The 24,489-nt window shown below is 73.2% G+C and carries 26 protein-coding genes; 10 read left to right on the top strand and 16 right to left on the bottom strand.

Annotated elements, in window-relative coordinates:
* The first annotated feature begins 44 nt into the window (after nt 1-44).
* The gene (locus tag Cco03nite_RS30090) at nt 45-1,106 is read left to right on the top strand and encodes an N-acetylmuramoyl-L-alanine amidase (protein WP_203696205.1); all 1,062 of its coding nucleotides are present in this window, start codon (nt 45-47) and stop codon (nt 1,104-1,106) included.
* Nucleotides 1,107-1,174: 68 nt separating this feature from the next.
* The gene (locus Cco03nite_RS30095) at nt 1,175-1,576 is read left to right on the top strand and encodes a PPOX class F420-dependent oxidoreductase (protein WP_203696207.1); all 402 of its coding nucleotides are present in this window, start codon (nt 1,175-1,177) and stop codon (nt 1,574-1,576) included.
* Nucleotides 1,577-1,580: 4 nt separating this feature from the next.
* Here Cco03nite_RS30095 and Cco03nite_RS30100 read toward each other — a convergent pair whose 3' ends face one another.
* Nucleotides 1,581-1,982 carry an ATP-binding protein gene (locus tag Cco03nite_RS30100; RefSeq protein WP_203696209.1) on the bottom strand — a complete coding sequence of 134 codons (402 nt, stop codon included), beginning with the start codon at nt 1,980-1,982 and terminating at the stop codon, nt 1,581-1,583.
* Nucleotides 1,983-2,086: 104 nt separating this feature from the next.
* On the opposite strand from Cco03nite_RS30100, the gene Cco03nite_RS30105 reads away from it, so the two are divergent.
* Nucleotides 2,087-3,085: an alpha/beta hydrolase family protein gene (locus Cco03nite_RS30105; RefSeq protein WP_239167779.1), complete on the top strand. Its 999-nt coding sequence runs from the start codon at nt 2,087-2,089 to the stop codon at nt 3,083-3,085.
* Complete coding sequence (locus tag Cco03nite_RS30110) at nt 3,082-3,795, top strand: 4'-phosphopantetheinyl transferase family protein (RefSeq protein WP_203696213.1); 714 nt, start codon at nt 3,082-3,084, stop codon at nt 3,793-3,795. Before Cco03nite_RS30105 ends, Cco03nite_RS30110 begins: the two co-directional genes overlap by 4 nt.
* On the opposite strand, the gene Cco03nite_RS30115 is transcribed toward Cco03nite_RS30110, so the two are convergent.
* From Cco03nite_RS30115 to Cco03nite_RS30140, 6 genes are all read right to left on the bottom strand, one after another.
* A complete protein-coding gene (locus Cco03nite_RS30115; RefSeq protein WP_203696215.1) occupies nt 3,774-5,225 on the bottom strand; it encodes an SDR family NAD(P)-dependent oxidoreductase in 1,452 nt (483 codons plus the stop codon). The two genes, Cco03nite_RS30110 and Cco03nite_RS30115, sit on opposite strands and share 22 nt — an antisense overlap.
* A gap of 283 nt (nt 5,226-5,508) precedes the next feature.
* On the bottom strand, nt 5,509-5,733 hold the full coding sequence (locus tag Cco03nite_RS30120; protein ID WP_203696217.1) for a ferredoxin: 225 nt from the start codon (nt 5,731-5,733) through the stop codon (nt 5,509-5,511).
* Nucleotides 5,730-6,968: a cytochrome P450 gene (locus Cco03nite_RS30125; protein WP_275412086.1), complete on the bottom strand. Its 1,239-nt coding sequence runs from the start codon at nt 6,966-6,968 to the stop codon at nt 5,730-5,732. The genes Cco03nite_RS30120 and Cco03nite_RS30125 overlap by 4 nt, the downstream gene beginning before the upstream one ends.
* A gap of 84 nt (nt 6,969-7,052) precedes the next feature.
* Nucleotides 7,053-8,183 carry a serine hydrolase domain-containing protein gene (locus Cco03nite_RS30130; RefSeq protein ID WP_203696219.1) on the bottom strand — a complete coding sequence of 377 codons (1,131 nt, stop codon included), beginning with the start codon at nt 8,181-8,183 and terminating at the stop codon, nt 7,053-7,055.
* Complete coding sequence (locus Cco03nite_RS30135) at nt 8,180-8,791, bottom strand: TetR-like C-terminal domain-containing protein (protein ID WP_203696221.1); 612 nt, start codon at nt 8,789-8,791, stop codon at nt 8,180-8,182. The genes Cco03nite_RS30130 and Cco03nite_RS30135 overlap by 4 nt, the downstream gene beginning before the upstream one ends.
* A gap of 48 nt (nt 8,792-8,839) precedes the next feature.
* Nucleotides 8,840-9,013, bottom strand: coding sequence for a hypothetical protein (locus Cco03nite_RS30140; protein WP_203696223.1), 174 nt, complete (start codon nt 9,011-9,013; stop codon nt 8,840-8,842).
* Between the two features lie 210 nt (nt 9,014-9,223).
* Here Cco03nite_RS30140 and Cco03nite_RS30145 point away from each other — a divergent pair, with 210 nt between their 5' ends.
* Complete coding sequence (locus Cco03nite_RS30145) at nt 9,224-9,985, top strand: methyltransferase domain-containing protein (protein WP_203696225.1); 762 nt, start codon at nt 9,224-9,226, stop codon at nt 9,983-9,985.
* Nucleotides 9,986-9,988: 3 nt separating this feature from the next.
* Here the strand turns inward: Cco03nite_RS30145 and Cco03nite_RS30150 are convergent, their stop codons facing one another.
* Nucleotides 9,989-10,558, bottom strand: a complete 570-nt coding sequence (locus Cco03nite_RS30150) for a helix-turn-helix domain-containing protein (protein ID WP_203696227.1) — start codon at nt 10,556-10,558, stop codon at nt 9,989-9,991.
* Nucleotides 10,559-10,750: 192 nt separating this feature from the next.
* On the opposite strand from Cco03nite_RS30150, the gene Cco03nite_RS30155 reads away from it, so the two are divergent.
* Nucleotides 10,751-11,992 carry a benzoate/H(+) symporter BenE family transporter gene (locus Cco03nite_RS30155; RefSeq protein ID WP_203696235.1) on the top strand — a complete coding sequence of 414 codons (1,242 nt, stop codon included), beginning with the start codon at nt 10,751-10,753 and terminating at the stop codon, nt 11,990-11,992.
* Here the strand turns inward: Cco03nite_RS30155 and Cco03nite_RS30160 are convergent.
* The 3 genes from Cco03nite_RS30160 to Cco03nite_RS30170 form a co-directional block, all read right to left on the bottom strand.
* Nucleotides 11,874-12,629, bottom strand: a complete 756-nt coding sequence (locus Cco03nite_RS30160; RefSeq protein ID WP_308440669.1) for an alpha/beta fold hydrolase — start codon at nt 12,627-12,629, stop codon at nt 11,874-11,876. The two genes, Cco03nite_RS30155 and Cco03nite_RS30160, sit on opposite strands and share 119 nt — an antisense overlap.
* Before the next feature lie 119 nt (nt 12,630-12,748).
* On the bottom strand, nt 12,749-13,432 hold the full coding sequence (locus Cco03nite_RS30165; RefSeq protein ID WP_239167781.1) for a hypothetical protein: 684 nt from the start codon (nt 13,430-13,432) through the stop codon (nt 12,749-12,751).
* Nucleotides 13,429-14,166, bottom strand: coding sequence for an ATP-binding cassette domain-containing protein (locus Cco03nite_RS30170; protein WP_203696245.1), 738 nt, complete (start codon nt 14,164-14,166; stop codon nt 13,429-13,431). The genes Cco03nite_RS30165 and Cco03nite_RS30170 overlap by 4 nt, the downstream gene beginning before the upstream one ends.
* A 155-nt stretch (nt 14,167-14,321) precedes the next feature.
* Here Cco03nite_RS30170 and Cco03nite_RS30175 point away from each other — a divergent pair, with 155 nt between their 5' ends.
* The gene (locus Cco03nite_RS30175) at nt 14,322-15,215 is read left to right on the top strand and encodes an LLM class F420-dependent oxidoreductase (RefSeq protein ID WP_203696246.1); all 894 of its coding nucleotides are present in this window, start codon (nt 14,322-14,324) and stop codon (nt 15,213-15,215) included.
* Between the two features lie 4 nt (nt 15,216-15,219).
* Here the strand turns inward: Cco03nite_RS30175 and Cco03nite_RS30180 are convergent, their stop codons facing one another.
* A complete protein-coding gene (locus Cco03nite_RS30180) occupies nt 15,220-15,870 on the bottom strand; it encodes an HAD family hydrolase (protein ID WP_239167782.1) in 651 nt (216 codons plus the stop codon).
* A 137-nt stretch (nt 15,871-16,007) separates the two neighbouring features.
* Between Cco03nite_RS30180 and Cco03nite_RS30185 the strand changes: the two genes are divergently transcribed.
* The 3 genes from Cco03nite_RS30185 to Cco03nite_RS30195 all read left to right on the top strand — a co-directional run bounded on the left by Cco03nite_RS30185 (nt 16,008) and on the right by Cco03nite_RS30195 (nt 18,996).
* The gene (locus Cco03nite_RS30185) at nt 16,008-17,162 is read left to right on the top strand and encodes an ABC transporter substrate-binding protein (RefSeq protein WP_203696250.1); all 1,155 of its coding nucleotides are present in this window, start codon (nt 16,008-16,010) and stop codon (nt 17,160-17,162) included.
* Nucleotides 17,163-17,218: 56 nt separating this feature from the next.
* The gene (locus tag Cco03nite_RS30190; protein WP_203696252.1) at nt 17,219-17,671 is read left to right on the top strand and encodes an HIT family protein; all 453 of its coding nucleotides are present in this window, start codon (nt 17,219-17,221) and stop codon (nt 17,669-17,671) included.
* Between the two features lie 116 nt (nt 17,672-17,787).
* On the top strand, nt 17,788-18,996 hold the full coding sequence (locus tag Cco03nite_RS30195; protein WP_203696254.1) for a hypothetical protein: 1,209 nt from the start codon (nt 17,788-17,790) through the stop codon (nt 18,994-18,996).
* A 51-nt stretch (nt 18,997-19,047) separates the two neighbouring features.
* On the opposite strand, the gene Cco03nite_RS30200 is transcribed toward Cco03nite_RS30195, so the two are convergent.
* The 4 genes from Cco03nite_RS30200 to Cco03nite_RS30215 all read right to left on the bottom strand — a co-directional run bounded on the left by Cco03nite_RS30200 (nt 19,048) and on the right by Cco03nite_RS30215 (nt 24,356).
* Entirely contained in the window at nt 19,048-19,386 is a 339-nt protein-coding gene (locus tag Cco03nite_RS30200; protein WP_203696255.1) for a nuclear transport factor 2 family protein, read from the bottom strand.
* 157 nt (nt 19,387-19,543) lie between these two features.
* Entirely contained in the window at nt 19,544-20,668 is a 1,125-nt protein-coding gene (locus tag Cco03nite_RS30205; RefSeq protein WP_203696256.1) for a YeiH family protein, read from the bottom strand.
* Nucleotides 20,668-20,826, bottom strand: coding sequence for a hypothetical protein (locus Cco03nite_RS30210; RefSeq protein WP_203696257.1), 159 nt, complete (start codon nt 20,824-20,826; stop codon nt 20,668-20,670). Before Cco03nite_RS30210 ends, Cco03nite_RS30205 begins: the two co-directional genes overlap by 1 nt.
* 155 nt (nt 20,827-20,981) lie before the next feature.
* Nucleotides 20,982-24,356, bottom strand: a complete 3,375-nt coding sequence (locus Cco03nite_RS30215; protein WP_203696259.1) for a 3-keto-alpha-glucoside-1,2-lyase-like domain-containing protein — start codon at nt 24,354-24,356, stop codon at nt 20,982-20,984.
* Nucleotides 24,357-24,489 lie beyond the last annotated feature (133 nt).

Here is a 24,489-nt window from a genome sequence, read left to right on the forward strand (position 1 = left end):
GTTATAGTCGCGCCGAGCCGACCCCCACACCCTGAGAGGTGCTCATGCTCGGTAACCCCTCCGTGCGCCGCCGCACCCTGCTGGCCGCCGCGGCCGGTCTCGCGGCCGCCCCGTTCGCCGCGACCCCCGCCTTCGCCGCCAACCCGAAGGTCTACCTCGATCCCGGCCACGGCGGCACCGACCCCGGCGCGGTCGCCAACGGACTGCAGGAGAAGGCCCTCACCCTGAACATCGCCCTGCAGATCCGCAACATCCTGCAGGCCAACTACGCCGTCGACGTGCGGATGTCGCGCACCACCGACGCGACCGTCAGCCTCGCCCAGCGCACCGCCGACGCCAACGCCTGGGGCGCGACCATCCTCGTCAGCGTCCACATCAACTCCGGCGGCGGCACCGGCTTCGAGAGCTACCGCTACCCGACCTCCGACGCGGCCACCGTCAACCTGCACAACGCGCTGCACCCGCGGGTGCTCTCCGGCATGCGCACCGTCGGCTCGGTCACCGACCGCGGCCTGAAGACCGCGAACTTCCACATGCTGCGAGAGTCGAACATGCCCGCGGTGCTCACCGAGAACCTGTTCATCGACACCGCTGCCGACGCCAACATGCTCAAGAACGCGGCGTTCCTCACCGCCACGGCGCAGGGCCACGTCAACGGCATCGCGTCCTACCTGGGTCTGACCGCCCCGCCGCCGAGCTTCAGCACCATCGTGGACAACGCCACCGCGGGCCGGTTCACGGCCAGCGCCAACTGGGGCACCTCGACGTTCTCCGGCCAGCGCTACGGCGCCGACTACCGCTTCGCCAACCCGGTGCTGGCCAGCGACTCCGCCTGGTTCAAGGTGAACATCCCGGCAACGGCCAACTACCGGGTCGACGTCTGGCACGCCGCCGACCCCGGCTACAGCAGCTCCGCGCCGCATGTCGTGGTGACCACCGGCGGCAACCAGACCGTCCACCTCGACCAGCGCACCGGCGGCGGCGGGTGGCGCTCGCTGGGCACGTTCAACCTCGCCGCGGGCGACTACAACGCCGTCGGCGTCAGCCGATGGACCAGCGCGACCGGCTACGTCATCGCCGACGCGGTGCGGGTCACCCGCGTGTAGGCGCGCTCGAAGCTCCGTCCATGCTGTTGGATCGGTGTGGACGGAGCTGACGACGGCGGGGGAGTGCGATGGACGGCGGCAGACGGGACCTTTCCAGCGCGGGCCTGCTCTTCCTCGCGGAGCGGCGGCTGGCGACGCTGAGCACCCTGCGGCCCGACGGCACCCCGCATGTCACCCCGGTCGGCTTCACCTACGACCCGGCGACCGGCCTGGCCCGGGTCATCTGCGACGGGGCCAGCCGCAAGGCCGCCAACGCGCGCCGCAACCCGGCGGTGGCGCTGTGCCAGTTCGAGGGCCGCTTCTGGCTGACCCTTCAGGGCGAGGCGACGGTCACCGGCGACCCGGAGCGGGTCGCCGACGCCGTCGCCCGGTACACCGCCCGCTACCGCGAACCCCGGGTCAACCCGAACCGCGTTGCGCTCGAGATCGTGGTGACACGCCTGCTCGGCGACGCCTCCCTGCTGGCCTGACGGCTCAGCGCAGGCGGCACTCCAGCCAGACCACCTTGCCGGTGCGGCCGCTCACCACTCCCCAGCGGGCCGACAGGCCGTCGACGAGGCCGAGGCCGAAGCCGCCGTCCACCCCCGGCGAGCGCTGCTCCGGTGGTCGCGGGCTGCGATCGGTCACCTCGATGCGCAGCCCCGCGCCGGTGCGGGCCAGCCGGATCGCGACCGCCCCGCCGCCGTGCAGCACGGCGTTGCTCACCAGCTCGGAGGCGAGGATGAGCGCGTCGCCGTCCGGGTCGCGCAGGTTCCACGCGCCGAGCTGGGTGCTGACGAACTGCCGGGCGAGGACGTTGCTGGCCCGGCCGCCCGGCAGCCGGATCGACGCGGCCGTCACGGGCATCCCGCCCCGGCCGTGCTTCGCTGATTTCACGGTCCACCCCCTGATCTCGGCTTGGTCTCGGCAGGGATTCGGGGCCTGGCGGCATCCGGATGGGTGGCCTTCCACAGCCCGCCCCCGCCGGTAGAGTCGGCGGGGTGCCGGACCGTCGCGCCCCCCGCCGCCTGCTCGCGCTGTGCCTGGTGCTGAGCGTCGCCGCGTGCTCCTCGCCCGCCCCCGAAACACCCGTGTTCACCCCGCCCAGCGGCACCGCCGCGGCCTCGGGGGCGCCGTCCGCCGCGCCGTCGGCGAGCGCGAGCGTGCGCCCGACCGCGACGCCGGTGGTGCGGGTCGCGCCGAAGAGCGCCTTCGCGGTGGGCGTACGCACGCTGAAGTTCACCCGCGGCGACCGCGCCCTGCCGACCACCGTCTGGTATCCGGCGACCGGCAAGGCGGGCGGCTCGCCGCGCAAGGACGCCGCGGCCGCCGCCGGGCGCTTCCCCGTGGTGCTGTTCAGCCACGGCCTGCGCGGGCTGCCCACGTACTACCAGCAGCTCACCACCAGGTTCGCCGCGGCGGGTTTCGTGGTGGCCGGTCCGGCGTACCCGTTCACCAACCACAATGCCGACCCGTTCAAGCAGCTCGACATGGCCAACCAGCCCGCCGACGGGTCCGCGGTGCTCACCGCGCTGCTCAAGCTCGACACGAAGTCGGGCGACCTGTTCGCCGGGCATCTCGACGGCGCCCACATCGGCGTGGCGGGGCACTCCGCGGGCGGGTACACCTCCGCGGGCATGCTGGCGAACAACCGCGACGCCCGGGTCGACGCGGCGATCGTGATCTCGGGCGGCTCCATGGGGGCGTTCCAGGGCGCGCGCACCCCGGTGCTGTTCGTGCACGGCGATGCCGACGCGGTGGTGCGCTACCAGGCCGGGCGGGACGCGTACAACGCGACGTCCTGGCCGCGGGCCTTCCTGACGCTGCTCGGCGGCGACCACGGCGCGTTCCTCGGGCCCGGCGCGAAGGGTTTCGACCAGACCATCAAGACCATGACCGACTTCCTGCGCTGGGCGCTGTGGGGCGACGCCGCGGCCAAGGGCCGGCTGTCCGCCGACGGCACCCGCGCGGGCGTGGCCAAGTTCGAGGCGAAACTGTGAACCTGCTACCCGGGCAGTGCCGGGTCTACTGGGCGGACCCGGCCGACGAGCAGCCCTGGCACCAGGAGCTGCTGAGCGCGGGCGAGCGGGCCCGGCGCGAGTCGCTGCGCAGGCCCGAGGACCGCGCCCGGCAGACGGTGGCCGCGGCGCTGCTGCGCCTGCTGGTCGGCCGGCACCTGGGCGAGAAACCCGCGGGGGTACGCGTCGAGCGCGCCTGCACCACCTGCGCGGTCCCGCACGGCCGGCCCACCGTGCCGGGCGGCCCGGACGTGTCCGTGTCGCACTCGGGCGACCGCATCGCCGTCGTGCTGAGCCTGGCCGGGCCGGTCGGCGTCGACGTGGAGCAGGCCCAGCCGCAGCGCGACATCCTCGGGGTGGCCCGGCTGGCGCTGTCCGAGGCCGAGCTGGCCGCCTCGGCTCCGCTCGACCGGGACGGCTTCTACACGTACTGGACGCGCAAGGAGTCGGTGCTCAAGGCGACCGGCGACGGCCTGCGGGTGGCCATGACCAAGATCGAGGTGTCGGCCCCGGCGCAGGCCCCGCGCCTGCACCGCTTCGACGGGCGGCCCGAGGTGGTCGAGGCCGCGCGCATGTTCACCCTCGTGCCGGGCGCGGGCTACCAGGGGGCGCTGACCGTGCTCGGCACGCCGTCGGCGGTCACCGAGCACGACGCCGCCGAGCTGCTGCGTCACCAGGGCGAGGGCTTGTAGTCCTTCAGGAAGCACCCGAACAGGTCCTCGCCGAGCTCGCCGCGCACGATCGGGTCGTACACCCGGGCCGCGCCGTCGACCAGGTCGAGCGGGGCGTGGAACCCCGCGTCCGCCAGGCGGATCTTGGTCGGGTGCGGGCGCTCGTCGGTGATCCAGCCGGTGTCGACCGCGGTCATCAGGATGCCGTCGTCGAGCATCTCCCCGGCGCTGGTGCGGGTCAGCATGTTCAGCGCGGCCTTGGCCATGTTCGTGTGCGGGTGGCCCGGCCCCTTGTACTTGCGGCTGAACTGCCCCTCCATCGCCGACACGTTCACCACGTACTTACGCCGCGCCGGTGCCGCGGCCATCGCCGCGCGCAGCCGGGCGACCAGCACGAACGGGGCGGTGACGTTGCACAGCTGCACTTCGAGCAGCTCGACCGGGTCGACCTCCTGCACCACCTGCACCCAGCTGTTGCTGGGGTCGAGGTCGGGCACCAGGCCGCCCGCGTCGATCGCGGAGCCGTCGGCGATGCGCTCCAGGCTCGCCCCGCCGGTGGTCAGCGCCAGTGACGTGACCAGCTCCGGGCTCAGCTGCTGGTGCGGCATGGCCTGGATGGCCGCCGCGGCCGGGCTCGACCCGGTGTAGTGGCCGAAGCTGATCAGCTCGGGCAGCGGCCCGTCCGGCAGCGGGGCCGACTCGGCCGCCAGCAGCTGCCCGTACGCCTGCGCGGACCGGCGTACCGTCTGCGCCGCGTTGTTGATCAGGATGTCCAGCGGGCCCTGCGCCGCGACGGAGTCGGCGAGCGCCACCACCTGGGCGGGGTCGCGCAGGTCGATGCCGACCACGCGCAGCCGGTGCAGCCACTCGGCGCTGTCCGGCATCGCCTTGAACCGGCGCACCGCGTCGGCAGGGAACCGCGTGGTGATCGTGGTGTGCGCGCCGTCGCGCAGCAGCCGCAGCGCGATGTACATGCCGATCTTGGCGCGTCCGCCGGTGAGCAGCGCGCGCCGGCCCGTCAGGTCGGTACGCGCGTCGCGGCGGGCGTGGTTCAGCTCCGCGCACGGCGGGCACAGCTGGTGGTAGAACGCGTCCACCTGGGTGTAGCGGTCCTTGCAGATGTAGCAGGCCCGCGGCTGGCGCAGGTGCCCGGCGACGTCGCCCTTGGTGGGGGAGGTCAGCCCGAACACGCCCGCGGTCTCGTCGTCGATGCGGCCCGGCGCGCCCGTCGCGGTCGCCGCGGTCACCGCCTCGTCGGCGGCGAGGATCTCCTCGCGCTTGTCCCGGCGGCGCTGCTGCTTGACGGTCTTGAACAGCCGCCCCACGGCGCGGCGCACCGCCACGGCGTCGGGGTGCTCGGTCGGCAGGTGCTCGACCTCCGCCAGCACGCTCAGGCACGCCTCAAGGCGGGCGGCATCGATCCCGGTGCGCCCCTGCTCAGTGATCGTCATCCCGCTGCCCGTTCCGTGCTCGCCTGCAACCTCGCCCGGAAACTGTACGCAAAAGCCCGCACGATGACCGAACCAGCCGCCGAACGCACCCCCGCACTGTCGCCCATCTCACCCACCCGCCCTCGCCGCCCCACGCCCTCCCCACTCGCCTCCGCGCTACCCGGCCAGGATCGCCATAGACGTTGGCCTATCACATCGACTTTTTCGCGCGCGGAGTCGATGTGATAGGCCAACGTCTATGACAAATCGGGGTGGGGCGGGCCGGCGGGGCCGCGGTGGTGGGTCAGGCGGGGGCGATGGTGGCGCCGGTGGTGGCGTCGGTGACGAGGATGGCTTCGACGGGGCAGCAGTCGGCGGCGTCGCTCGCGGCCTCGTCCGGGTCGATCAGGTCACGCAGCGGCGTGGACTTCTTGTCGACCAGGGCGAAGTACTCGGGCGCGGTGCCCGCGCACAGGCCGGACCCGATGCACCGGTCGCGGTCGACGGTGACCTTCCACTGCCCGCTCACCAGCGCACCGGCAGTTCCTTGAGACCGCGCACCAGCATGCCCTTCTTCCAGGGCAGCGCCTGCTCGGCGACGGCCAGTTCCAGGTTCGGGAAACGGGTGATCAGGCTGTGCAGCGCGACCTGCAGTTCCATGCGGGCGAGCTGGGCGCCGACGCAGTGGTGCGGGCCGTGGCCGAAGCCGAGGTGCGGGTTGCTCTCCCGGCGGAAGTCGAGCTCGTCGGGGTTGTCGAAGACCTTGTCGTCGCGGTTGGCGGAGGCGAGCGCGCCGAGCACCGGCTCCCCGGCGCGGATCAGCACGTCGCCGAGCATGATGTCCTCGGTGGCGTAGCGGGCGAACGCGGCGGCGGTGCCCAGCGGCACGTAGCGCATCAGCTCGTCGACCGCGGCCGGGATCAGGGACGGGTCCGCGCGCAGCTCGGCGAGCTGGTCGGGGTTGGTGAGCAGCACGTACACGAAGTTGGGGATCTGGGTCACGGTGGTCTCGTGGCCGGCGGCGAGCAGCCCGGCCGACAGCTGCACCAGCTCGGCCTCGGTGAGCCGGTCCTCGTCCTCGTCGCGGGCCTTGACCATGGCGCCGAGCAGGTCGTCGGTCTCCTGGACGCGGCGCTGGGCGATCAGGCCGGCGATGTAGCCGTGCAGGTTGCCCAGGTACTCCATGATCTGCTGCGGGGTGAGCGAGGTGGTCGAGATGATCGCCTCGGACCACAGCTGGAACTTGTCCCGGTCGCTGAACGGCACGCCGAGCAGCTCGCAGATGACGGCCACGGGCAGCGGGGTGGCGAAGTGCTCGACCAGGTCGGCGGGGGAGCCGTGCCGCGCCATGTCGTCGAGCAGCTGGTTCGCGATCTCCTGGGTGCGCGGGCGCAGCGTCTCGACGCGGCGGGCGGTGAACGCCTTCGCGATGAGTTTGCGCAGCCGGGTGTGCTCGGGCGGGTCCATCGCGAGCATGCCGGACTCGCCCTGGTGCGGGTGGGTGCGCGGCTCGTCGCGCCCGACGCTGGCGGCCCGGCTGAACCGGGCGTCGCCGAGGACCATCCGCACGTCGTCGTAGCGGGTGGCGAGCCAGGCCTCCTCGCCGTACGGCAGGCGCACCCTGGTCAGCGGTTCGCTGCGGCGCAGCTGCTCGTAGAGCGGGTTGAGGTTGAGCCGGTCGGGGTCGCTGAACGGGTAGGTGCGGGCCGCCATGACTTCACTGCCGGTCGACATCGTCGCCCCCTCGTGTGCGTACGAATTCAACTCTATGGATGGTAGTGTGGGTCAGTCCCGAAGTCGATGCCCATTCTATGAAAAAGCCGGATATTCACGGCGGATCCGGGCGCATCACTCGCGGCGGATCCGGGACGGCAGGGTCGTCGGCGCCCCTTCCCGGACCGCCGAGATGATCATTTCGCGGAGCTGCTCCATCGGGTCGCCGTCGCCGACGGCCAGCGAGTTCTTCGTCGCCGCGATGGTCAGCCCCAGCTCGGGCAGGGCCCCGGCCAGGCTGCCGCCGATCCCGCCCACCTCGATCATCGGACCGTCGACGGCGTACCCGAGCGTCCACCGCACCGGCATGCCGAATGTCCACTCCGGACCCCGGGTGACCGGCCTGGTCGCCTCGCGCAGCCGCGCCGGGGAGATCAGCCGGACCCCGTCCACCTCGCCGAGCAGCGCCGCAAACATGCGGGCCGCCGCGCGGGCGGTGATGGTGCCGACGGCGGGCACCTCCGCCCGCAGGAAGGAGCGGTCGTTGCCCAGGTCGGCGTCGGGCCGCGCGCCGTGCGGCACCGCCCGGTCGAAGTTCGGCAGCTGCGCGCTGAGCTGCTTGAGCGCGTCCGACCAGCTCCGCTCGTCGAGCACGGCGAGCCGGTCAAGATCTTCATCGGGTACGCGGAGCAGCAGCTCGCCGGGCACGCCCAGCGGCGCGGCCACGTCGGTGGCGAGCACCTGCGACAGGGTGCGGCCGGTGACCCGCCGGACCGTCTCGCCGACCAGCCAGCCGTACGTCCACACGTGGTAGCCGTGCGCCGTGCCCGGTTCCCACTCCGGGGCCGTGTCGGCCAGGATCGCGCACATGCGGCCCCAGTCGGCCAGATCGGCGGCGGTCACGTCGGGCGGCAGCGCGGGCAGCCCGGCGGTGTGCGTGAGCACGTGCCGCAGCGTCACGCCCGACTTGCCGTTGCGGGCGAACTCCGGCCACACCTCGGCCAGCCGCAGGTCGTAGTCGAGCCGCCCCTGCTCGGCCAGCACGTGCACGACGGTCGAGGTGAGCGCCTTGCCGGTGGAGAAGCTGAAGAACGGCGTGCCCGGGGTGACCGCCCGCCCCGTCGCGGGGTCGGCCAGCCCGGCGACGGCGTCGACGATCGGCGCGCCGTGCAGGTACGCGGCGACCTGCACGCCGGTCTCCTGCCCGGAGTCGACGAGCTCGTCGACGCGCTGCTGCACACGCTGCTGGAGGTGGTGCCGGTTCATGGTGCGGGGGTGTCCTCTCGGGGGGTGTCGCCGGGCGTCGCGGCCGGCCAGTGTTCGAGCAGCACGTGCAGCGCCTCGACGGACCGCCGCCACGACAGTTCCACGTCGCGCGGGTGGCCGAAGCCGCCGGTCGCCTCCAGGCTCACGAACCCGTGGAACGTGCTGCGCAGCAGGCGCACCGCGTCGGTGAGATCGGGTTCGGACAGACCGTACCCGCGCAGCATGCCGTAGGTCAGCTCGTAGGTGCGCCGGAACGCCACCGGGTCGGCGGTGACGAGTTCGGGCGGCAGGGGGAGCTGGGTGGCGGCGTACCGCCCGGGGTGGGTGAGGGCGTAGGCCCGGTAGGCGTCGGCGAACGCGAGCAGCGCGTCGCGGCCGGAGCGTCCTGCCACGGCCGCGCCGATGCGGTCGACGAGCTCGCCGGCGGCCAGCAGGGCGATGCGGTGCCGCAGGTCCTGCAGGTTGCGGACGTGGGAGTAGAGGCTCGCATCCTTGACCCCGAACCCGCGGGCCACCGCGGAGATGGTGACGCCGTCGAGCCCGGCGGTGTCCGCCAGGTCGGCCGCCGCCAGCGTCACCCGCTGCGCCGAAAGCCCTGCCCGTGCCATGAACCTAAGCATACTAGGTTTCAGCCTAGGATGGCTAGGGAGGGTTGTTCAGTCCACGTACGGCCGGACCAGGCCCGGGGCCGGCAGGTACGGCTCCCAGTAGACGATCTGCCAGGCCGCCTGCAGCGCGTCCTCGCACGGGTAGGTGTGCCCGCACCGGTCGCAGATGCCCTGCACCTGCATGTGGTGCTCGTTCCAGCGCTGGCGCCCCTCGGTGACCATGGTCAGGGCGCGGCTCTGGATCGCCGTCCGGCCGACGTAAGTCGTGCCGTGGGACGTGCGCCGGGCGTCGCTAGAGGATCTGGGTCGTGGCTGCGGCCTTGACATCAATCTTCTCCTGCCGTCATCCCGCATAACGCGCTACGGAGCGCAAAGGTGCCGAGCTGTCGTAAACCCGTTGCTCGGGCGGAAGCCCTGCGATGGACTGGCCTGGTGAGATCGTTCGAAGAGTTGCTGGTGGAGGGTGCGGAGGCACCGGTCGACGGGTGGGACTTCGGCTGGTTCGCCGGACGGGCCACCGAACAGCGCCCGTCCTGGGGCTACGCGCGGCTGCTCGCCGAACGCGCCGCGACCGCGACCGCGGTGCTGGACGTGCAGACCGGCGGCGGCGAGGTGTACGCCGAAGTGCTGGCCCGGGCCGCGCGCCGACCGGCCACCGCCGCCGCGACCGAGTCCTGGCCGCCGAACCTCGCGCTGGCCCGTCGCACCCTCACCCCGCTGGGCGTGACCGTGGCCGAGGCCCCCGACGGGGCGGCGCTGCCGTTCCCGGACGCGTCGTTCGACCTGGTGGCCAGCCGGCATCCGACGGTCACCAACTGGGCCGAGACGGCCCGGGTGCTCACCCCCGGCGGCGACTACCTGTCCCAGCAGATCGGCGCGGGCTCGATGCGGGAGCTGAGCGAGTTCTTCCTCGGCCCCGTCGACCCGGGCACGGGCCGGCTGCCGCAGACCTCGGCCGCCGGGGCGGAATCCGCCGGGCTCACCGTGACGGAGCTGCGGCCGCAGGCGCTGCGCACCGAGTTCTTCGACGTCGCCGCGGTGATCGTGTTCCTGCGCAAGGTGATCTGGACCGTGCCCGGCTTCGACGTGGTGAAATACCACGACCGGCTGGTGGCCATGGACGCGCGGATCCGTGCCGAGGGCCCGTTCGTCGCCCACTCCCAGCGCTTCCTGCTCACCGCCCGCAAACCCTGACGGTCAGCGGCGCGGGTAGCGGATCAGCAGGCTGGCGTGCACGGGCTGGTCGCCGACGGCCTCGTACACGTGGGGCACGTCGGACTGCCAGGACAGGTGCTCGCCGGGGTGGGCGGTGCGCGGGTCGTCGGCGGGGCCGGCGCGCAGCACGCCGCTGAAGACGGTGATGTGCTCGGTCACCCCGGCGTGGTGGGCGGGCGAGGACTGGACCGCGCCGGGCGGCACCACCATCCGGTACAGCTCGTAGGTGACCGCCTCGTCGTCGAACACCTGCAGCAGCGTGGCCTCTACGGCGGTGCCGCGCACCACGCCGGTCTGCCCGCCGGCGAGCAGCGCGGTGATCGGCACCCCGAGCGCGGCGGTCACCGACCACAGCGTGTCCAGGGTCGGGTTGCGGGTGCCGTTCTCCAGCCCCGACAGCGTGGCCTTGCCCACGTTCGCCCGCCGGGCCAGCTCGGACAGCGAGATGCCGGCCGCCTCGCGCAGCCGCCGCAGCCGCGGGCCGACGCTCTCGGCGCCGGGCTCCAGGGCCGGGGGCTGGCTGCCGGGGACGGTTGCCGGACGCGCGCTCATGGGGCTATCGTGCACCACGAGCGACCGTTCCGTTTGCGGAACGGCAACGAGGGCACCGCGCTCACCCGACCCCGCCTGACGTAGACGTTGGCCTATCTCATCGAAGATGATCGCGATTCATTCGATGTGATAGGCCAACGTCGATCGAAAGGCGGGTGGGGTGGGCGGGGCACGGGACGGAGGCGGGTGGGCGTGGGCAGGGGAGTGCTGCAGCCGGTGCTGGCCGGGGTGGTCACGGCGGTGGTCGGGTTCGCGAGCACGTTCGCCGTGGTGCTGGCCGGGCTGCGAGCGGTCGGCGCGGACTCGGGCCAGGCCGCGTCGGGCCTGCTGGCGGTATGCGTGGCGGCCGGTGCGACGGCGATCGTGCTGGGCTTGCGCCACCGCATCCCGATCAGCATCGCCTGGTCCACCCCGGGCGCGGCGCTGCTGGTCGCCACCGGCGCGGTCGACGGCGGATTCGCCGCAGCCGTGGGCGCGTTCCTGGTCACCGGCGCGCTGATCGTCGCGGCAGGGCTGTTCCCGGCGCTGGGCCGGGCGATCGCGGCGATCCCGCGGCCGATCGCGGCGGCCATGCTGGCGGGCGTACTGCTCGACCTGTGCATCGCCCCGGTGCGCGCGCTGGTCGACGTGCCGCTGCTCGCCGCGCCGATCGTGCTGGTGTGGCTGGTGCTCAACCGCTTCGCCCGGGCCTGGGCGGTGCCCGCCGCGCTCGCCACGGCCGCGGCCGTGATCGTGCTGGACTCGCCGGGCGCGCTGCGCGGGGCCGCCGCCGCGCCGGAGGTCGTGCTCACCGCGCCGGTGTTCACCTGGCAGGCGCTGGTGAGCCTGGCCGTGCCGCTGTTCCTGGTCACCATGGCCTCGCAGAACGTGCCCGGCATGGCCGTGCTGCAGGGGTACGGCTACACCCCGCCGCTGCGCGGCATCCTGCTCGGCACCGGGGCCGCCACGGCGGTGGCCGCGCCGTTCGGCTCGCACGCGGTGAACCTGGCCGCCATCACCGCCGCACTGGCCGCGGGCCCTGACGCGCACCCGGACCCGCGGCGGCGCTGGATCGCGTCGGTGACCGCGGGCACCGGCATGATCACGCTCGGGCTGGGCGCGAGCGCGGCGACGGCGTTCGTGCTCAGCTCGCCGCCGCTGCTGATCGAGGCGGTGGCGGGCCTGGCCCTGCTCGGCGCGCTCGGCGCGGCGGTCACCTCGGCCATGGCCGAGGCCGAGGGCCGGGAGGCGGCCGTCGTCACCTTCGTGGTGACCGCGTCCGGGGTGGCGCTGCTCGGGGTCGGGGCGGCCTTCTGGGGGCTGCTGGCCGGCGGCCTCATGCTGCTGCTGCGGCCTCGCTCAGGAACGTCTCCACCGCCGCCGCGAACGTCGCCGGAGCGTCCACCCACGGAAAGTGACCCGACCCCGGCTGCACCGTCAGCCGTGCCGAGCTGAGCCGCCCGGCGAGCGCCCGTACGGCGTGCCTGGTCGGCCAGATGTCGTGCTCGCCGACCACCAGCAGCATCGGCGCGGCCAGCCCGGTCAGCCGGTCCACCAGCGCCGGATCGGGCTCGTAGCCGGCGTAGAAGCCGTCGGTCGCGGGCTTGGCGAACTCGGCCGGCTCGGCGGCGGCCTGCGCCTTCGCGGCGTCGTTCCACTGCCCGTACAGCAGCGGGGCGGACAGCCATCGCAGCCGTTCCAGCTCCTCGTCGTCGGCGGCCTCGGCGGTCAGCGCGGCGGCGGCCTCGTCGATCCACGGCTCGTGCGAGCGCTCGGCCAGCACGTGCGCCACGTCCAGATCGGACGGCAGGCCCAGCACCCGCAGCGACGGGTCGACGACGACCAGGCGGCGCAGGCGGTGCGGGTGCCTGTCGGCGTACAGGAAGCACACGCCCCCGCTGGCGGAGTGGCCGAACAGGTCCATGGTGTCCAGCCCGAGGTGCGCCCGCAGCGCCTCGACGTCGTCGGCGATGCGGTCGACGCGGTAGGTGTCCGGATCGGCGGGCACCGCCGAATCGCCGGTGCCCCGGTTGTCGAGCAGGATCAGCGTCCGCGTGGCCGACAACCCGCCCAGCTCCCCGAGATACCGCACCGCCTGCCCCGGCCCGCCCGGCACACACACCAGCGGCGGCCCGCCCCCACTCACCCGGTAGGCCAGCTCGGTCCCGTCCCACGATCGGAAGCGTTCCACCCATCCCATCCTGCCAAAGGTCAGGGGCGGGTTCGGCGGAGGCGGGTGTAGGCGTAGGTGGTGGCGGTGGTCCAGAGGAAGGCGTGGGTGGTGAGGGTGAGGGCGGTGAGGGTGGGGCCGCCGGAGGCGGTGTAGCGGGCGGCGGCCATCAGCGGGGGCACCAGCCAGGGGGCGGGGGAGCCCTGCAGGCCCAGCACGACGGCCAGGACGGAGCCGGTGACCAGGACCGCGACGCCCATTCCGGCGGTACGGACGACCGCCCGGCTCGCCAGCGCGCCCAGCGCCACGGCCGGGCCCAGTGCCAGCAGGTGCACGCCGAGTCCGATGAGGACGGCGACTCCGACGGGCACGTTCGCGTCGGCCTTGACGGCCTGGAACACCCAGGGCGCGGCGAGCGCGACGGCGATGGTGCCGAGCCCGGCCACGGCGGCGGCCAGCAGCCCGGCGGCGGTCTCGCGGGCGGCGGAGCCGAGGGCCACCCGGGCCAGCCGGCGCTGCACGTCCGGCTCGACGTCCAGCAGGATCTTCGTCTGCCAGGCCAGCACGGGGAAGGCGACCAGCGCGGAGACGCCGTACGCCTCACCGGCCTCGGCCTGCCCGCCGCCGTAGAGGATCGACAGCGCGGCGAGCGCGGCGATCAGGGGCGCGACGGCCCGGCCGGTGCGGACGAAGCCGTGCAGCCGCATCCGGGTCAGCGCGATCACGAGCCGACCTCCTCGCGTACCCGCAGCACGTGGTGGCCCTGCTCGCGCAGGCGCGCGACGGCGCCGGCCAGGTCGGCGGCGCTGACCGCCACCTCCACGACGCAGCGCGGTCCGGTGTCGGCGGCGGCGGTGCTCAGCGTGCCGTCGGCGACGGTCCACGTGCCCGCGCCGGGCAGCCGCACCGTCTCCCCGCGGTGGTCGCTGACCAGCACCGAGCCGCCGCGCGCGGCGACCTCCAGCACGATCTCGGGGACCAGGTCGCGGGTCGCGGCGTCCAGACCCTCCCACGGTTCGTCGAGGATCAGCAGGTCGGGCGGGGCGAGCAGGGCCTGCGCCAGGCCGACCTTCTGCGCGGTGCCCTTGGACAGCTCGGGCAGCTTGACGTCGCGGAACTCGCCGAGCCCGAGCCGCTGGACCCACTCGTCGACGGCCCGCCCGGCCGCGGCGGGGCCGAGCCCGCGCACCGCGGCCATGGCCCGCAGGTAGCCGTCGACGGTGCTCGGCTGCTCGGCGGGGAAGCGCTCCGGGACCCAGCCCACCACGGCGGGGCGGCCGGTCACCCGGCCCTTCGCCGGGCGCAGCACCCCGGCGATGAGCTGGAGCAATGTGGACTTGCCGGCACCGTTGCGGCCCAGCACCACCACGATGCCGCCGGGCTCCACCCGGGCCGTGACGTCGCGCAGGACCCACGGGCCGCCGCGGCGGTAGCGCAGCCACACGTCGTCTAGATGCACCGGGCGATTGTGCCACCGGGCACGCCGTACCGGCCATGGGTGATCTTGGCGTGGGGCCGCGACGCGGCCGGAGCGGACATAGGATGGTGCTTTCGTGCATGTTCGCCGGGTGCCGCGGTGTGGCGGGCCGGGCGGCCGACGGCAGGAGAATCACCATGGATCTCGGAGTGCACCTCGTCAGCTTCACGTTCCCGGGCGGCACGGCGGCGATCGGCCCGACGCTGGCCGCGGCGGGCCGGGCGGCCGAGGACGCCGGGGTGGCCAACCTGTCGGTGATGGACCACTACCTGCAGATGGAGGGCATGGACCTGGGCGGTCCGCTGATGCCCATGCTGGAGGGGTACACCACGCTGGGCTTCCTGGCCGCGAACACCCGCACGGTCAAGCTGCAGCTGCTGGTCACCGGCGTGACGTACCGGCACCCCGGGCTGCTCGCGAAGATCGTGACCACGCTGGACGTGCTGTCCGGCGGCCGGGCCGTGCTCGGCATCGGCGCGGCCTGGTACGACCGCGAGCACGCCGCCTACGGGGTGCCCTTCCCGCCGGTGGCCGAGCGCTTCGAGCGGCTGGAGGAGGCGCTGCGCATCGTGCGCCAGATGTGGAGCGACGACGACGGCCCGTTCGAGGGCCGGCACTATCAGCTGGCGGAGACGGTCAACTCGCCGCAGGCGCTGTCCGCCCCGCACCCGCCCATCATGATCGGCGGCGGGGGCGAGAAGAAGACGCTGCGCCTGGTCGCCAGGTACGCCGACGCCTGCAACCTGTTCGCCGGGCCGGGCAGCGCGCCGGAGGAGATCGCGGCGAAGCTCGACGTGCTCCAGCGGCACTGCGAGCGCGAGGGCACCGACTACGACCGCATCCGCAAGACCATCGCCTGGTCGGCCCCGGTGACCCCGGACGCGGCCGGCGGGGCGGAGTTCGCCGCGTCGCTGGAGCCGTACGCGAAGCTGGGCGTCACCCAGGTGCACGTGATGCCGTACACGGCCGAGCCGGTGGCCTTCCTCGACGGCCTCGGCGAGCACGTGGTGGGCCGGCTGAAGCAGCTGTGACGCCTCAGCCGAGGCCGAGCAGCGGCGGGACCTGCGCCATCGCGGTGACCACGTGCTCGGCCCCGGCGGCGCGCAGCGTGTCCGCGGACGCCAGCGCGGCATACCCGATGACGGTCATGCCCGCCGCCCGGCCGCCGCGCACCCCGAACGGGCTGTCCTCGATCAGCACGCAGTCCGCCGGGTCGACCCCGATCCGGTCGGCGGCCAGCAGGAACAGGTCGGGCTCGGGCTTGCCCCGGGCGACCATCGACGCGCTGTAGAGGTGCTCGCCGAAGTAGCCGGCCAGCCCGGTGACCCGCAGCCGGAACGCGATCTCGTGCGGCGTGCCGCTGGACGCCACGCACACCGGCACCGCCGCGGCACGCAGCAGGTCCAGCAGCTCGCGTACGCCGTCGACGGCGGTCAGCTCGTCGCGCTGGCGCGCCAGCACCTCGCGCTCGTACGCGGCGGGCAGGTCGAAGCCGATCGGGCGGCCGAGTTCGAGCTCGACCTCGGCGACGCACTCGACGGTGGCCCGGCCCATGTAGCGCTCGATGCTCTGCGCCGGCGTCGTGGGCAGGCCGGCCCGGGTGACCAGCTCCGCGAACACCGTGTTGTTGATGATCTCGGAGTCCACCAGCACGCCGTCGCAGTCGAACACCACCGCTTTGATCACCCGTACAGGTAACCACGGACGGGCGGGCCGCCGCGCCACGGGTGTGACGGGGTGTCGCGATGTGGACAAATCGGATGTACTGGTCGCGCGCCGGGTCCGATCATGAGCGGCAACGACCCGGTGCGCGGAGGTATGCCATGTCCCGTCAGCTGACCCGCAGAACCGTGCTCGCCGCCGGGCTGGGACTGGCCGCCGCGCCACTGCTGCCCGCACACCGCTCGGCCGCCGCCGAACCCCCGCTGCGCGTCGGCGTGCTGGCCGCGCGGACCGGCGGCCTCGTCGAGCACGGCCGCCAGCACCTGCTCGGCGCGCAGCGGCGGGCCGACGGGCTGAACGGCGCGGCCGGGCACGGCGGCGCACACCCCGCCCCGCAGCTGGAACTGCTGCTCCAGGACGTCGGCGACACCCCGGCGACCGCCCGGGAAGCCGTGTCCCGGCTGCTCGACCGGGGCGTGCACGCCATCGTCGGACCGCCCGCCGGCTGGCTCGACGACGCCGTCACCGGCACCGCGCAGGCCGCCTGCACCCCGCTCGTGCTCCCGGCCACCGGCCCGGCCCCGGGGTCGCCGTACGCCTTCCGCAGCGCGCCCACCGACGCGCAGGTGCACCGGGCGCTGCTCGCCGCGATGACGGCGGGCGGCCAGCGCGCCGCCGGGGTGCTCCGCCTCGACGCGCGCGACACCCCGGCGCTGCGGGAGGCGCTCGCCGCCGAGGCCGCCGGGCAGGGCGCGCGCATCGTGTCCACCGAACCGGTGCCGCTCGACGGCACGGGCCTCGCGGACAAGGTGAAGGCCCTGCTGGCGGCGACTCCCGAAGCGCTGCTGCTGGACCTGCCCGCGTCCCTGGCCGCCGCGGCGGCTGCGGCCGCCAAGACCGGGGGCTGGACCGGCCCCGTGCTGTCCACACCGGACGCCGCGTCGGCGATGTTCCACCAGCTCGCGGGTGAGGCGGCGGCGGGCGTGCGGGCTGTCAGCCCGTGGCTGCCGGCGGCCGCCGAAGCGCCGGAGACGCTGCCGCACTGGTCGGGCGTGCGGCGTTTCGCCGCCGAGCTGGGCACCGCCCCCGCCCCGTCCGCCGGGTACGCCGCCGACGCGGTGACCCTGCTGCACCAGGCGTTCCTCGGCCACCGCGACAAGATGGCCGCCCGCGACCAGCTCGAACGCGCCTGCTGCGTCGGCGTCACCGGCGTGTACAACCTGACCGCCGACGACCACGCGGGCCTGGCCCCCGACGCCCTCACCCTGCTCACCTCCCGCGCCGGCTTGTGGACGACCTTGCCTCCTGCCCCGTGACCCGTCCGGCCGCGACATCGGGTGATCGGATGCGCGACCGCCGCATACTGGGCCGCGTGACCCACGACGACAGCGCAGGGCCGCCGGCCGAGGAGTGCCTGCTGTGCCGGCCCGCCGAGGCGGACGGGTTCTTCGAGCGCCGCCGGGTGTGGGAGGACGAGCACTGGCGGCTGTCGGTGGTGCTCCGGGGTGCGGTCGCGGGGTTCGCGCACCTGGAGCCGCGCCGGCACATCCCGTACATCACCGACCTGGCCGGGCCGGAGGCGGCGACCCTCGGGCCGGTGCTGGCCCGGGCCACCGCGGCGGTGCGCGAGGCGACGGGGGCCGACAAGGTCTACGTGTACGTCTTCGGCGACCGGGTGCCGCACCTGCACTTCAACCTGGCCCCGAGCCATCCGGGCGGCCCGCTGGTCGGCGGCGCGGGCCAGGTGCGGGCCGGTGCCCCGCAGCTCGACCGGGGTGTGCACGAGGCCGCTGCGGCTTCGGTGCGCCGGGTGCTCGGCGGGTGAGGCGCGCGCCGGCCGGGTAATGGGGCATTTCGGCAATTTTGCGAATTCTTGTCCGGTTTACGCTGTTTGTCGGTAGCGTCAGGGCAGCCCGACCTTCCCCTAGCAGTGGAGAACCCATGCGCCGCACCGTGCGACGTGGTCTCTTGTTGCTGACCACGGCCACCGTCCTCGTCCTCGGCTGGCCCGGCGCCGGCGCGCAGGCCGCCGCCTATCTCAGCCACCGCACCACCGTCGACATCTTCCGCGACGCCGGGATCTCGATCTGGTCCAGCGGGAAGTGCTCCGATCGCGACAACCCGAACTGCACGTCGTTCGAGCGCATCCGCCGGAGCACCGTCGACGGCCTGCTCACCCTGCGCAAGGCCAGCAAGTGCGACCTGCGGGTCACCGGCGGCACCGAGACCGGCCACGGCTCCGGCACGTACACGCACTGGAACGGCTGGAAGATCGACATCAGCAAGTACGACTGCGTCGGCCGCTACATCAAGCGGTACTTCCGCTACGTCGGCTACATCCGAGGCTGGGGTTACCAGTACAAGGCCCCGTCCGGGAACGTCTACACCGACGAGGGCAACCACTGGGACATCCTGTACTACAGCTGCGGCGGCTGCTCCGACGACGACGCCGACCTGGCCCCGAGCCCGTCGCCGAAACCGAGCCCGTCGCCCTCCGCGAAGCCCGGCTCGTCGCCCTCCGCGTCCGCGAAGCCGAGCCCGTCGGTGTCCACGAGCCCGTCCGTGCCACCGGCCTCGGCCCTCCCCGCGCCGCCGCCTTCGGCCGCCGCATCTGCCTCGGCGTCGCCGAGCCCGTCGACATCGGTCTCGCCGAGTGCGCCCGCTACGGCGCAGCCGGTGGTCGCCCCGGTGGCCTCGCCAGGTGTCACGCCTTCGGCGAGCCTGAGCGCCGGTCCGCCGGCGACAGGCGCGACGCAGCCCAGCATGACGCCGCAGCCCAAGCCCAGCGCGACGGCCCAACCCAGCGCCACGCAGCAGCCGAAGTCCAGCACCACGGCACAACCCAGCACCACGGCGCAGCCCGGTGCGACTGCGACGGCCCAGGCGGGCCTGGCACCGCCGCCCCTGACCCCGTCCACGACGCCGTCGGTGACGCCTTCGGCAGGCCCGTCGGCATCGGACGGAACCGTCCCGGGTGCGGCTTCAGCCGTCGCGGGTCAGGCAGCTCCGGAGTCGCCGGTGGCGCTGCCGCCGCCCCCGCTGCGTGAGCCCGTGCCGCAGCCGACGAAGCTGCTGCGGGCCGTGGACCCGGAGCCGCGTACGCCGCCCGCCACCATGAACCCGGCGGAGGTCGACGCACCACTCGGCTGAGCAGGTTTCGGGCCGTCCGCGGGGGAGCGCCGTTCCCGCGGGCGGCCCGGTTCAGCCCTTGACGTAGGAGAGCTTCTCCGCGATCCGGCCGTCGCGGACCCGGATGACGTCGACGCCGCGCACGTGGCCGGTGCCCCAGTCGTACCGCCACCGCTGCACCACCAGGTCGTCCGCGATGGTCAGCTCCTCGACGTCGAACCGGCCCTCGAGCTGCTCGAACACCGGCCGCCAGGCTTCGCGTACCTCGTCGCGGCCCTCGTGGCGGCGGCCGTCCGGGGCGGGGTTCGTGCTCTCGAACACCACGTCGGCCGTGCACAGGTCGAGCGCGGCTTCGAGATCGTGGTCGTTCCACGCGCCGTTGAAGGCGTCGATCAGTCCAGGCGTGTCCATGCTCGAACGATAGGTCCGCGCGCCGCCCTGAGCTTCGCGGACAGGCCCGGCGCGGGTGCCGGGTTCAGGACAGCGGCCGCGCGCCGGTCGCCGGGCCGGGACATGGGCCGCGCGCCGGTCCTGTGGCCCAGCGGCCGGCGCGCGGAGTCGGGGTCCGTCAGGCGGTGAAGCCCGCGAACAGGATCGAGGCCAGGCCGAGGCCGATGGCGAGGTTGGCCAGGGTCGCGCCGCCGAACACGGCGACCGGCCGCCAGCCCGCCTCGCGCAGGGCGCTGACCCGCAGCTGCAGGCCGATGCTGACGAAGGCGAGGATCAGGAACCAGGTGCGCAGGTCGTTGATGACGCCGATGTGGGCCTTGGCCTCGGCGGCGCTGACCGTGCCGGCGTACCAGGTGCCGATCGCGGAGGCGGCGATGAAGCCGAGCACGAACTTGGGGAAGCGGTCCCACAGCTGGCGCAGCCCGGGGCGCCGCGCGTCGGCGTCCTTCTCGACCTTGAACGCGAACCAGGCCGTCAGCGCGACCGCGACGATGCCGATCAGCGCGTTCTGGGTGGCCTTGACGATGGTGGCGATCTGCAGGGTCTGCTCGCCCGCGATCGCTCCGGCGGCGGTGACCGCGGCGGTCGTGTCGATGTTGCCGCCGATCCAGGCTCCGGCGACGGCGGGGCTGAGCCCGAGCACGTCGGCGAGCCACGGCAGCAGGAAGATCGAGGGCAGCGCGAAGATGATGACCAGGCTGGCCGCGTACGCGAGCTGCTCGCGTTTGGCCCGCACGGCTCCGGCGGCGGCGATCGCGGCGCTGACGCCGCAGATGGACACGGCGGCCGACAGCAGGGCGCGCAGCTTCTCGTCGAGGCCGAGCAGGCCGCCGAGATACCAGGTGATCAGGAAGACGCTGCTGATCAGCAGGACGGCCTGGCCGATCGCGGGGCCGGCCGCCTTGGCGATGAGGCTGAGGTTGATCGACGCGCCGAGCAGCACCAGGCCGGTCTTGATGAAGAACTCGGTGCGCACCGCGTCGGCGATGCGCTCGCGCAGTCCCGCGTAATAGACGATGACGTTGCCGATGAGGCCGAGCGCGATCGCGTAGATCGGGTACTCGACGGCGGCGGCGAACTTCTCCAGGCCGGTGCCTTTGGCCGCGGCCGGGACGGTGTCCTCCAGGTAGCGGGCCACCGAACCGAGGACGAGCACGACGAGCACGCCGAGGACGAGCCACGGCCAGGTGCGGGCGGGCCGCTCGGCGGGCGGCGCGGCGAGGTCCTGTTCGGTGGCGACCATCAGGGCACCAGGCCCGTCGGGATGACGCCGGTCAGCACGAGCGCGACCAGGAGCAGGCCGACGGCGGTGGCCAGCCAGTCCTCGTTGAGGGCGGCGCGCAGGGCGCGGGCGACGGCGTTGGAGTCGGTGGCGGTCTGCGGTGGGGTGAGGTCACTCATGGCGTACGCCTTTCGGGGCTGGAGATGGCGACGGCGCTTATTCTATACAAGGCCGGTAGGATTAGTCGAGATTAGATTTCCTGCCTGGTCACAGGGCTGCGCCCCTGCTGTTGTAGCAGCAGGGGCGCAGCTTTCGTCCTATTTGCGAGTGGTGGCTACAGCGGTTCGAGCCAGATGTTGCGGAACCGCGGGTTCGCGCCCGCGTCCCCGTGGTCCTGCAGCCGGAGCGGCCCGCCGGACGCGCCCTCCGGTGCGCCCGCGCCGGTCGGCCCGTTGATCGTGATGTCGTTGTGCACCACGAAGCCGTTCCACACGACCGTGACCCGGGCGTCGGACGTCTTGTTCCCGGAGCCGTCGAAACGGGCCGCCCGGAACACGATGTCGTACGACTGCCAGGTCTCCGGCGCGCCTGCGGCGTTCACGCTGGCGGCCGCCTTGGTGTAGATCGAGCCCGCCTCGGTGTTGTCCAGGGCAGTGTCGCCGTACGAGTCCAGCACCTGCAGCTCGTAGCGGTCCTGCAGGTAGATGCCGCTGTTGCCGCGCTGCTGCCCGGTGACGTTGGCCGGGTAGAGCGGCTCGTACCACTCGACGTGCAGCTTGAAGTCGCCGAACGCCTGCCGGGAGCGGATGTCGCCGCCCAGCGACTCCAGCGAGCCGCCGGAGAACGGCCACGTCGCCGCGCCGCCGCTGGAGTTCTGCCACGAAGCCACGTCATCGCCGTCGAACAGCTGGATGCGCTGGCCGCTGCCGGCCGCCGCCCAGCGCTGGCTGAGCACCCCGGCGGCCTGCCAGATGTGCAGCTGGGTGCCGTCGGCGGAGCTGCCCGACAGGGCGTCGAGCACCTTGCCCGACTGTGGGTTGAGGATCGTGCCGTCCGGCTGCGGCTGCCAGACCTGCGAGCCGGTGCCGTTGCAGTTCCACAGCTGCACCTTGGTGCCGTTGGCGGTGCCCGCGTTGTCGACGTCCAGGCACTTGCCCAGCGCCTGGTAGGTGCTGCCGACCCGGCTCCAGCGCTGCGCGGCCGTGCCGTTGCAGGTGTACAGCTGGATCTTCGTGCCGTTGGCGGTGCCCGCGTTGTCGACGTCGACGCACTTGCCGCCGATGCCGACGATGGGCCCGGCCCCGCCGGTCAGCGTCAGCGCGTCCAGGTTGACGTGCCCGGTGTCGCCGCTGTCGTACTTGACCGCGACGGTGTTGGCCCCCGCGTTCAGCACGACGCTCTCGGTGATCGTCGACCAGGTGTCCCAGTTGCCGGTGTTGCCCATGGTCACCTGGCGCTGCTTGACGCCGTTGACGTACAGGCTGACCGTCTTCGGGCCGACGAACGGGTTCGGGCCGTTGCTGAAGCGCAGGCCCGCCTGGTAGGTCCCGGCCGTGCCCGCCGTCACGGTGAACGTCGTGGTCGCGCCGAGGGTGCCGTACCCGGCGACGAAGCCGGTGCCGGTGTAGCCGGTGTGGTCCGTGGCGACGGTCGCGCCGCCGCTGCGGGCCGCCGACTCGGCCTGGTAGATCCCGTCCGAGGGGGGCGGGGTCTGGCCGGGGATGGCGTTGAGGGTGTACCACGCCTCGGTGCTCCACAGCGACGCGCCGCTGCTTGAGGTGAACGGGCGCGGCGAGCGGATGTGCACCACGCGTCCGGCCAGCCGGCCGTCGACCGCCAGGGTCACCTTCTTGCCGTCCGCGGACAGGGTGGCCGAGGTGACGGTCAGCGTCTGCTCGTCGAGCTTCGGGCCGCCGTAGTCGGCCGTGGCCTGGTAGCGCCACTGCTTGAGCTTGTACGCCGAGGCCAGGCTCGCCGCCGTCGCCGCCGACAGGGGCTGGGTGTACTCGATCTCGAACCCGGCCCCGGTGGCCCGCACGGCCAGGATGTCGAACACCGACGTGCTGTTCGGGGTCAGCTTCTGCAGGCCGTAGGTCAGCTTGCCGGACTGGCCCCAGTTGCCGCCCGCGCCGAGCCCGCCGAGGTAGATCGCCCCGTCCGGCCCGATGTTGACCTCGGAGACACCCGCCTCCAGGCCCTGCGTCATCCGGAACAGCGCGCCCTGGTACTCCCCGTTGACCTTCTCCACGAAGGCCCGCTGCAGGCCGCCGTAGGTCACGTCGCCGATCACGAACTGGCCGGCGTAGGCACCGCTGGGCAGCAGGATCGGGGTGCTCGGCGAGTTGGCGATCTCGTTCTGCGGCATCCACAGCACCGGCGGGGTCACCGGCGCGGTGTCGAACGGGCCCGCCGGGGTGGTGTAGTGGTTGAAGAAGCGGCCCTGCTTGATGTGCAGCAGCTTCGACGAGGGCAGCCAGCCGCCCTGGTTGTCGGTGACGAAGACGCCGTTCTCCGGCCCCCACCCGATGCCGTGCGGGGTACGCAGGCCACCGGCGATGTAGGACACCGCACCGGTCGCCTTGTTCACCTTGATCGTGGTGCCGCGGTTGCTCGCGGGCTGCGGCACGGTGGTCGCGCCGCCATAGTTGATCGACACCGACAGGTTCAGGTAGAAGAATCCGTCGGCGTACAGCAGGCCGAAGGCGAACTCGTGGAAGTTTCCGCCGAACGGCCAGGTCGCGACGGTGTTGTACTGGTCGGCGACGTCGTCGCCGTTGGTGTCGAGCAGCTGCGTCAGCCGCTGCTTCTCGGTGACGTAGACGACGCCGTCGACCACTTTGAGGCCCATCGGCTCCTTGAGATTGCCGGCGATCTTCTTCGTCGTCACGTTGCCGGGGCTGGTCGCCCCGCCGGTGTTGGCCAGCACGAAGACCTCACCGGCCTGCGACGTGCCCGACTGGTCGGTGCCGCCCCAGGTGCAGATGACCAGCCGCCCGTCGGGCAGCCAGTCCATGCCGGTCACCTTCGGCTGGAACGTGCCCGGCCGCAGGTTGGTCAGCGTGTACCCGGGGTGCACCCCGGTCAGCGGCAGGCCGTCGCCAGGGGAGTCGGCGACGCCCTCGCACTCCTTGCGGCCCGGGGCGGTCACCCGCACCACGCCCGCGTCGGTGCTCAGCGCCGAGTTCGGCACCAGCGTGAACGTCGACGAGCCCGGCGTACGCCACTCCAGGGTGAGCTGCTGGCCGCCGGTGCGCTCGAAGTAGTCGATGCGCAGCGCGTGGTAGCCGGTGGTCAGGTTGACCGTGCCCTCCATCGCGGTCGCGCCGTGCAGGCCGTCGTGGTTGACCACCATCGCGCCGTCGATCATCAGCTCGGAGCCGTCGTCGCTGGTGAGCCGGAAGGTGTACGAGCCGGCGGTGGTGATGTTGACGTTGCCGATCACCTGGGCGAGGAACAGGTCCTCGAACCCGAAGTCGGCGGCGGTGGTCCAGTTGATCGTCGGCATCAGCTTGTCGACGTTGGGCGTCTGCCCGGTCTTGAGCACGCAGATCTCGTTGAGCGGCACCTGGAGGTCGAACACGCGCAGGGTGACGCCGGGTTCCTGGGTGGGGATCGCGGCGGCGGGCGCGGCCCACACCCCGCCCGCGAGGGCGAGCGCCAGGGACACCAGCACGGGACCGCGGATTCGGCGTAGCAGTCGTCTGCCCATCGTTGCTCCTGGGGGAGGAGAGAGGTGGCCGTGCCCGGGTGGTCATCGACGCCGACGATTAACACACCAGAAACATCGGAGGGTGGATCGAGACATTAGACGCTTTCGATCGCGATGTCCATATCTTCTGATC

This window comes from Catellatospora coxensis (assembly GCF_016862635.1).
GTDB lineage: Bacteria > Actinomycetota > Actinomycetes > Mycobacteriales > Micromonosporaceae > Catellatospora > Catellatospora coxensis.

Excerpts from the sequence above, each read along its gene's own strand:
- Cco03nite_RS30115 (WP_203696215.1), bottom strand. The coding sequence starts at position 5,225 with ATGACGATCACTGAGCAGGGGCGCACCGGGATCGATGCCGCCCGCCTT.
- Cco03nite_RS30200 (WP_203696255.1), bottom strand. The coding sequence starts at position 19,386 with ATGGACACGCCTGGACTGATCGACGCCTTCAACGGCGCGTGGAACGAC.
- Cco03nite_RS30135 (WP_203696221.1), bottom strand. The coding sequence starts at position 8,791 with ATGGCACGGGCAGGGCTTTCGGCGCAGCGGGTGACGCTGGCGGCGGCC.
- Cco03nite_RS30185 (WP_203696250.1), top strand. The coding sequence starts at position 16,008 with ATGTCCCGTCAGCTGACCCGCAGAACCGTGCTCGCCGCCGGGCTGGGA.
- Cco03nite_RS30095 (WP_203696207.1), top strand. The coding sequence starts at position 1,175 with ATGGACGGCGGCAGACGGGACCTTTCCAGCGCGGGCCTGCTCTTCCTC.
- Cco03nite_RS30215 (WP_203696259.1), bottom strand. The coding sequence starts at position 24,356 with ATGGGCAGACGACTGCTACGCCGAATCCGCGGTCCCGTGCTGGTGTCC.
- Cco03nite_RS30175 (WP_203696246.1), top strand. The coding sequence starts at position 14,322 with ATGGATCTCGGAGTGCACCTCGTCAGCTTCACGTTCCCGGGCGGCACG.
- Cco03nite_RS30195 (WP_203696254.1), top strand. The coding sequence starts at position 17,788 with ATGCGCCGCACCGTGCGACGTGGTCTCTTGTTGCTGACCACGGCCACC.
- Cco03nite_RS30210 (WP_203696257.1), bottom strand. The coding sequence starts at position 20,826 with ATGAGTGACCTCACCCCACCGCAGACCGCCACCGACTCCAACGCCGTC.
- Cco03nite_RS30130 (WP_203696219.1), bottom strand. The coding sequence starts at position 8,183 with ATGAACCGGCACCACCTCCAGCAGCGTGTGCAGCAGCGCGTCGACGAG.
- Cco03nite_RS30140 (WP_203696223.1), bottom strand. The coding sequence starts at position 9,013 with ATGGTCACCGAGGGGCGCCAGCGCTGGAACGAGCACCACATGCAGGTG.
- Cco03nite_RS30150 (WP_203696227.1), bottom strand. The coding sequence starts at position 10,558 with ATGAGCGCGCGTCCGGCAACCGTCCCCGGCAGCCAGCCCCCGGCCCTG.
- Cco03nite_RS30205 (WP_203696256.1), bottom strand. The coding sequence starts at position 20,668 with ATGGTCGCCACCGAACAGGACCTCGCCGCGCCGCCCGCCGAGCGGCCC.
- Cco03nite_RS30090 (WP_203696205.1), top strand. The coding sequence starts at position 45 with ATGCTCGGTAACCCCTCCGTGCGCCGCCGCACCCTGCTGGCCGCCGCG.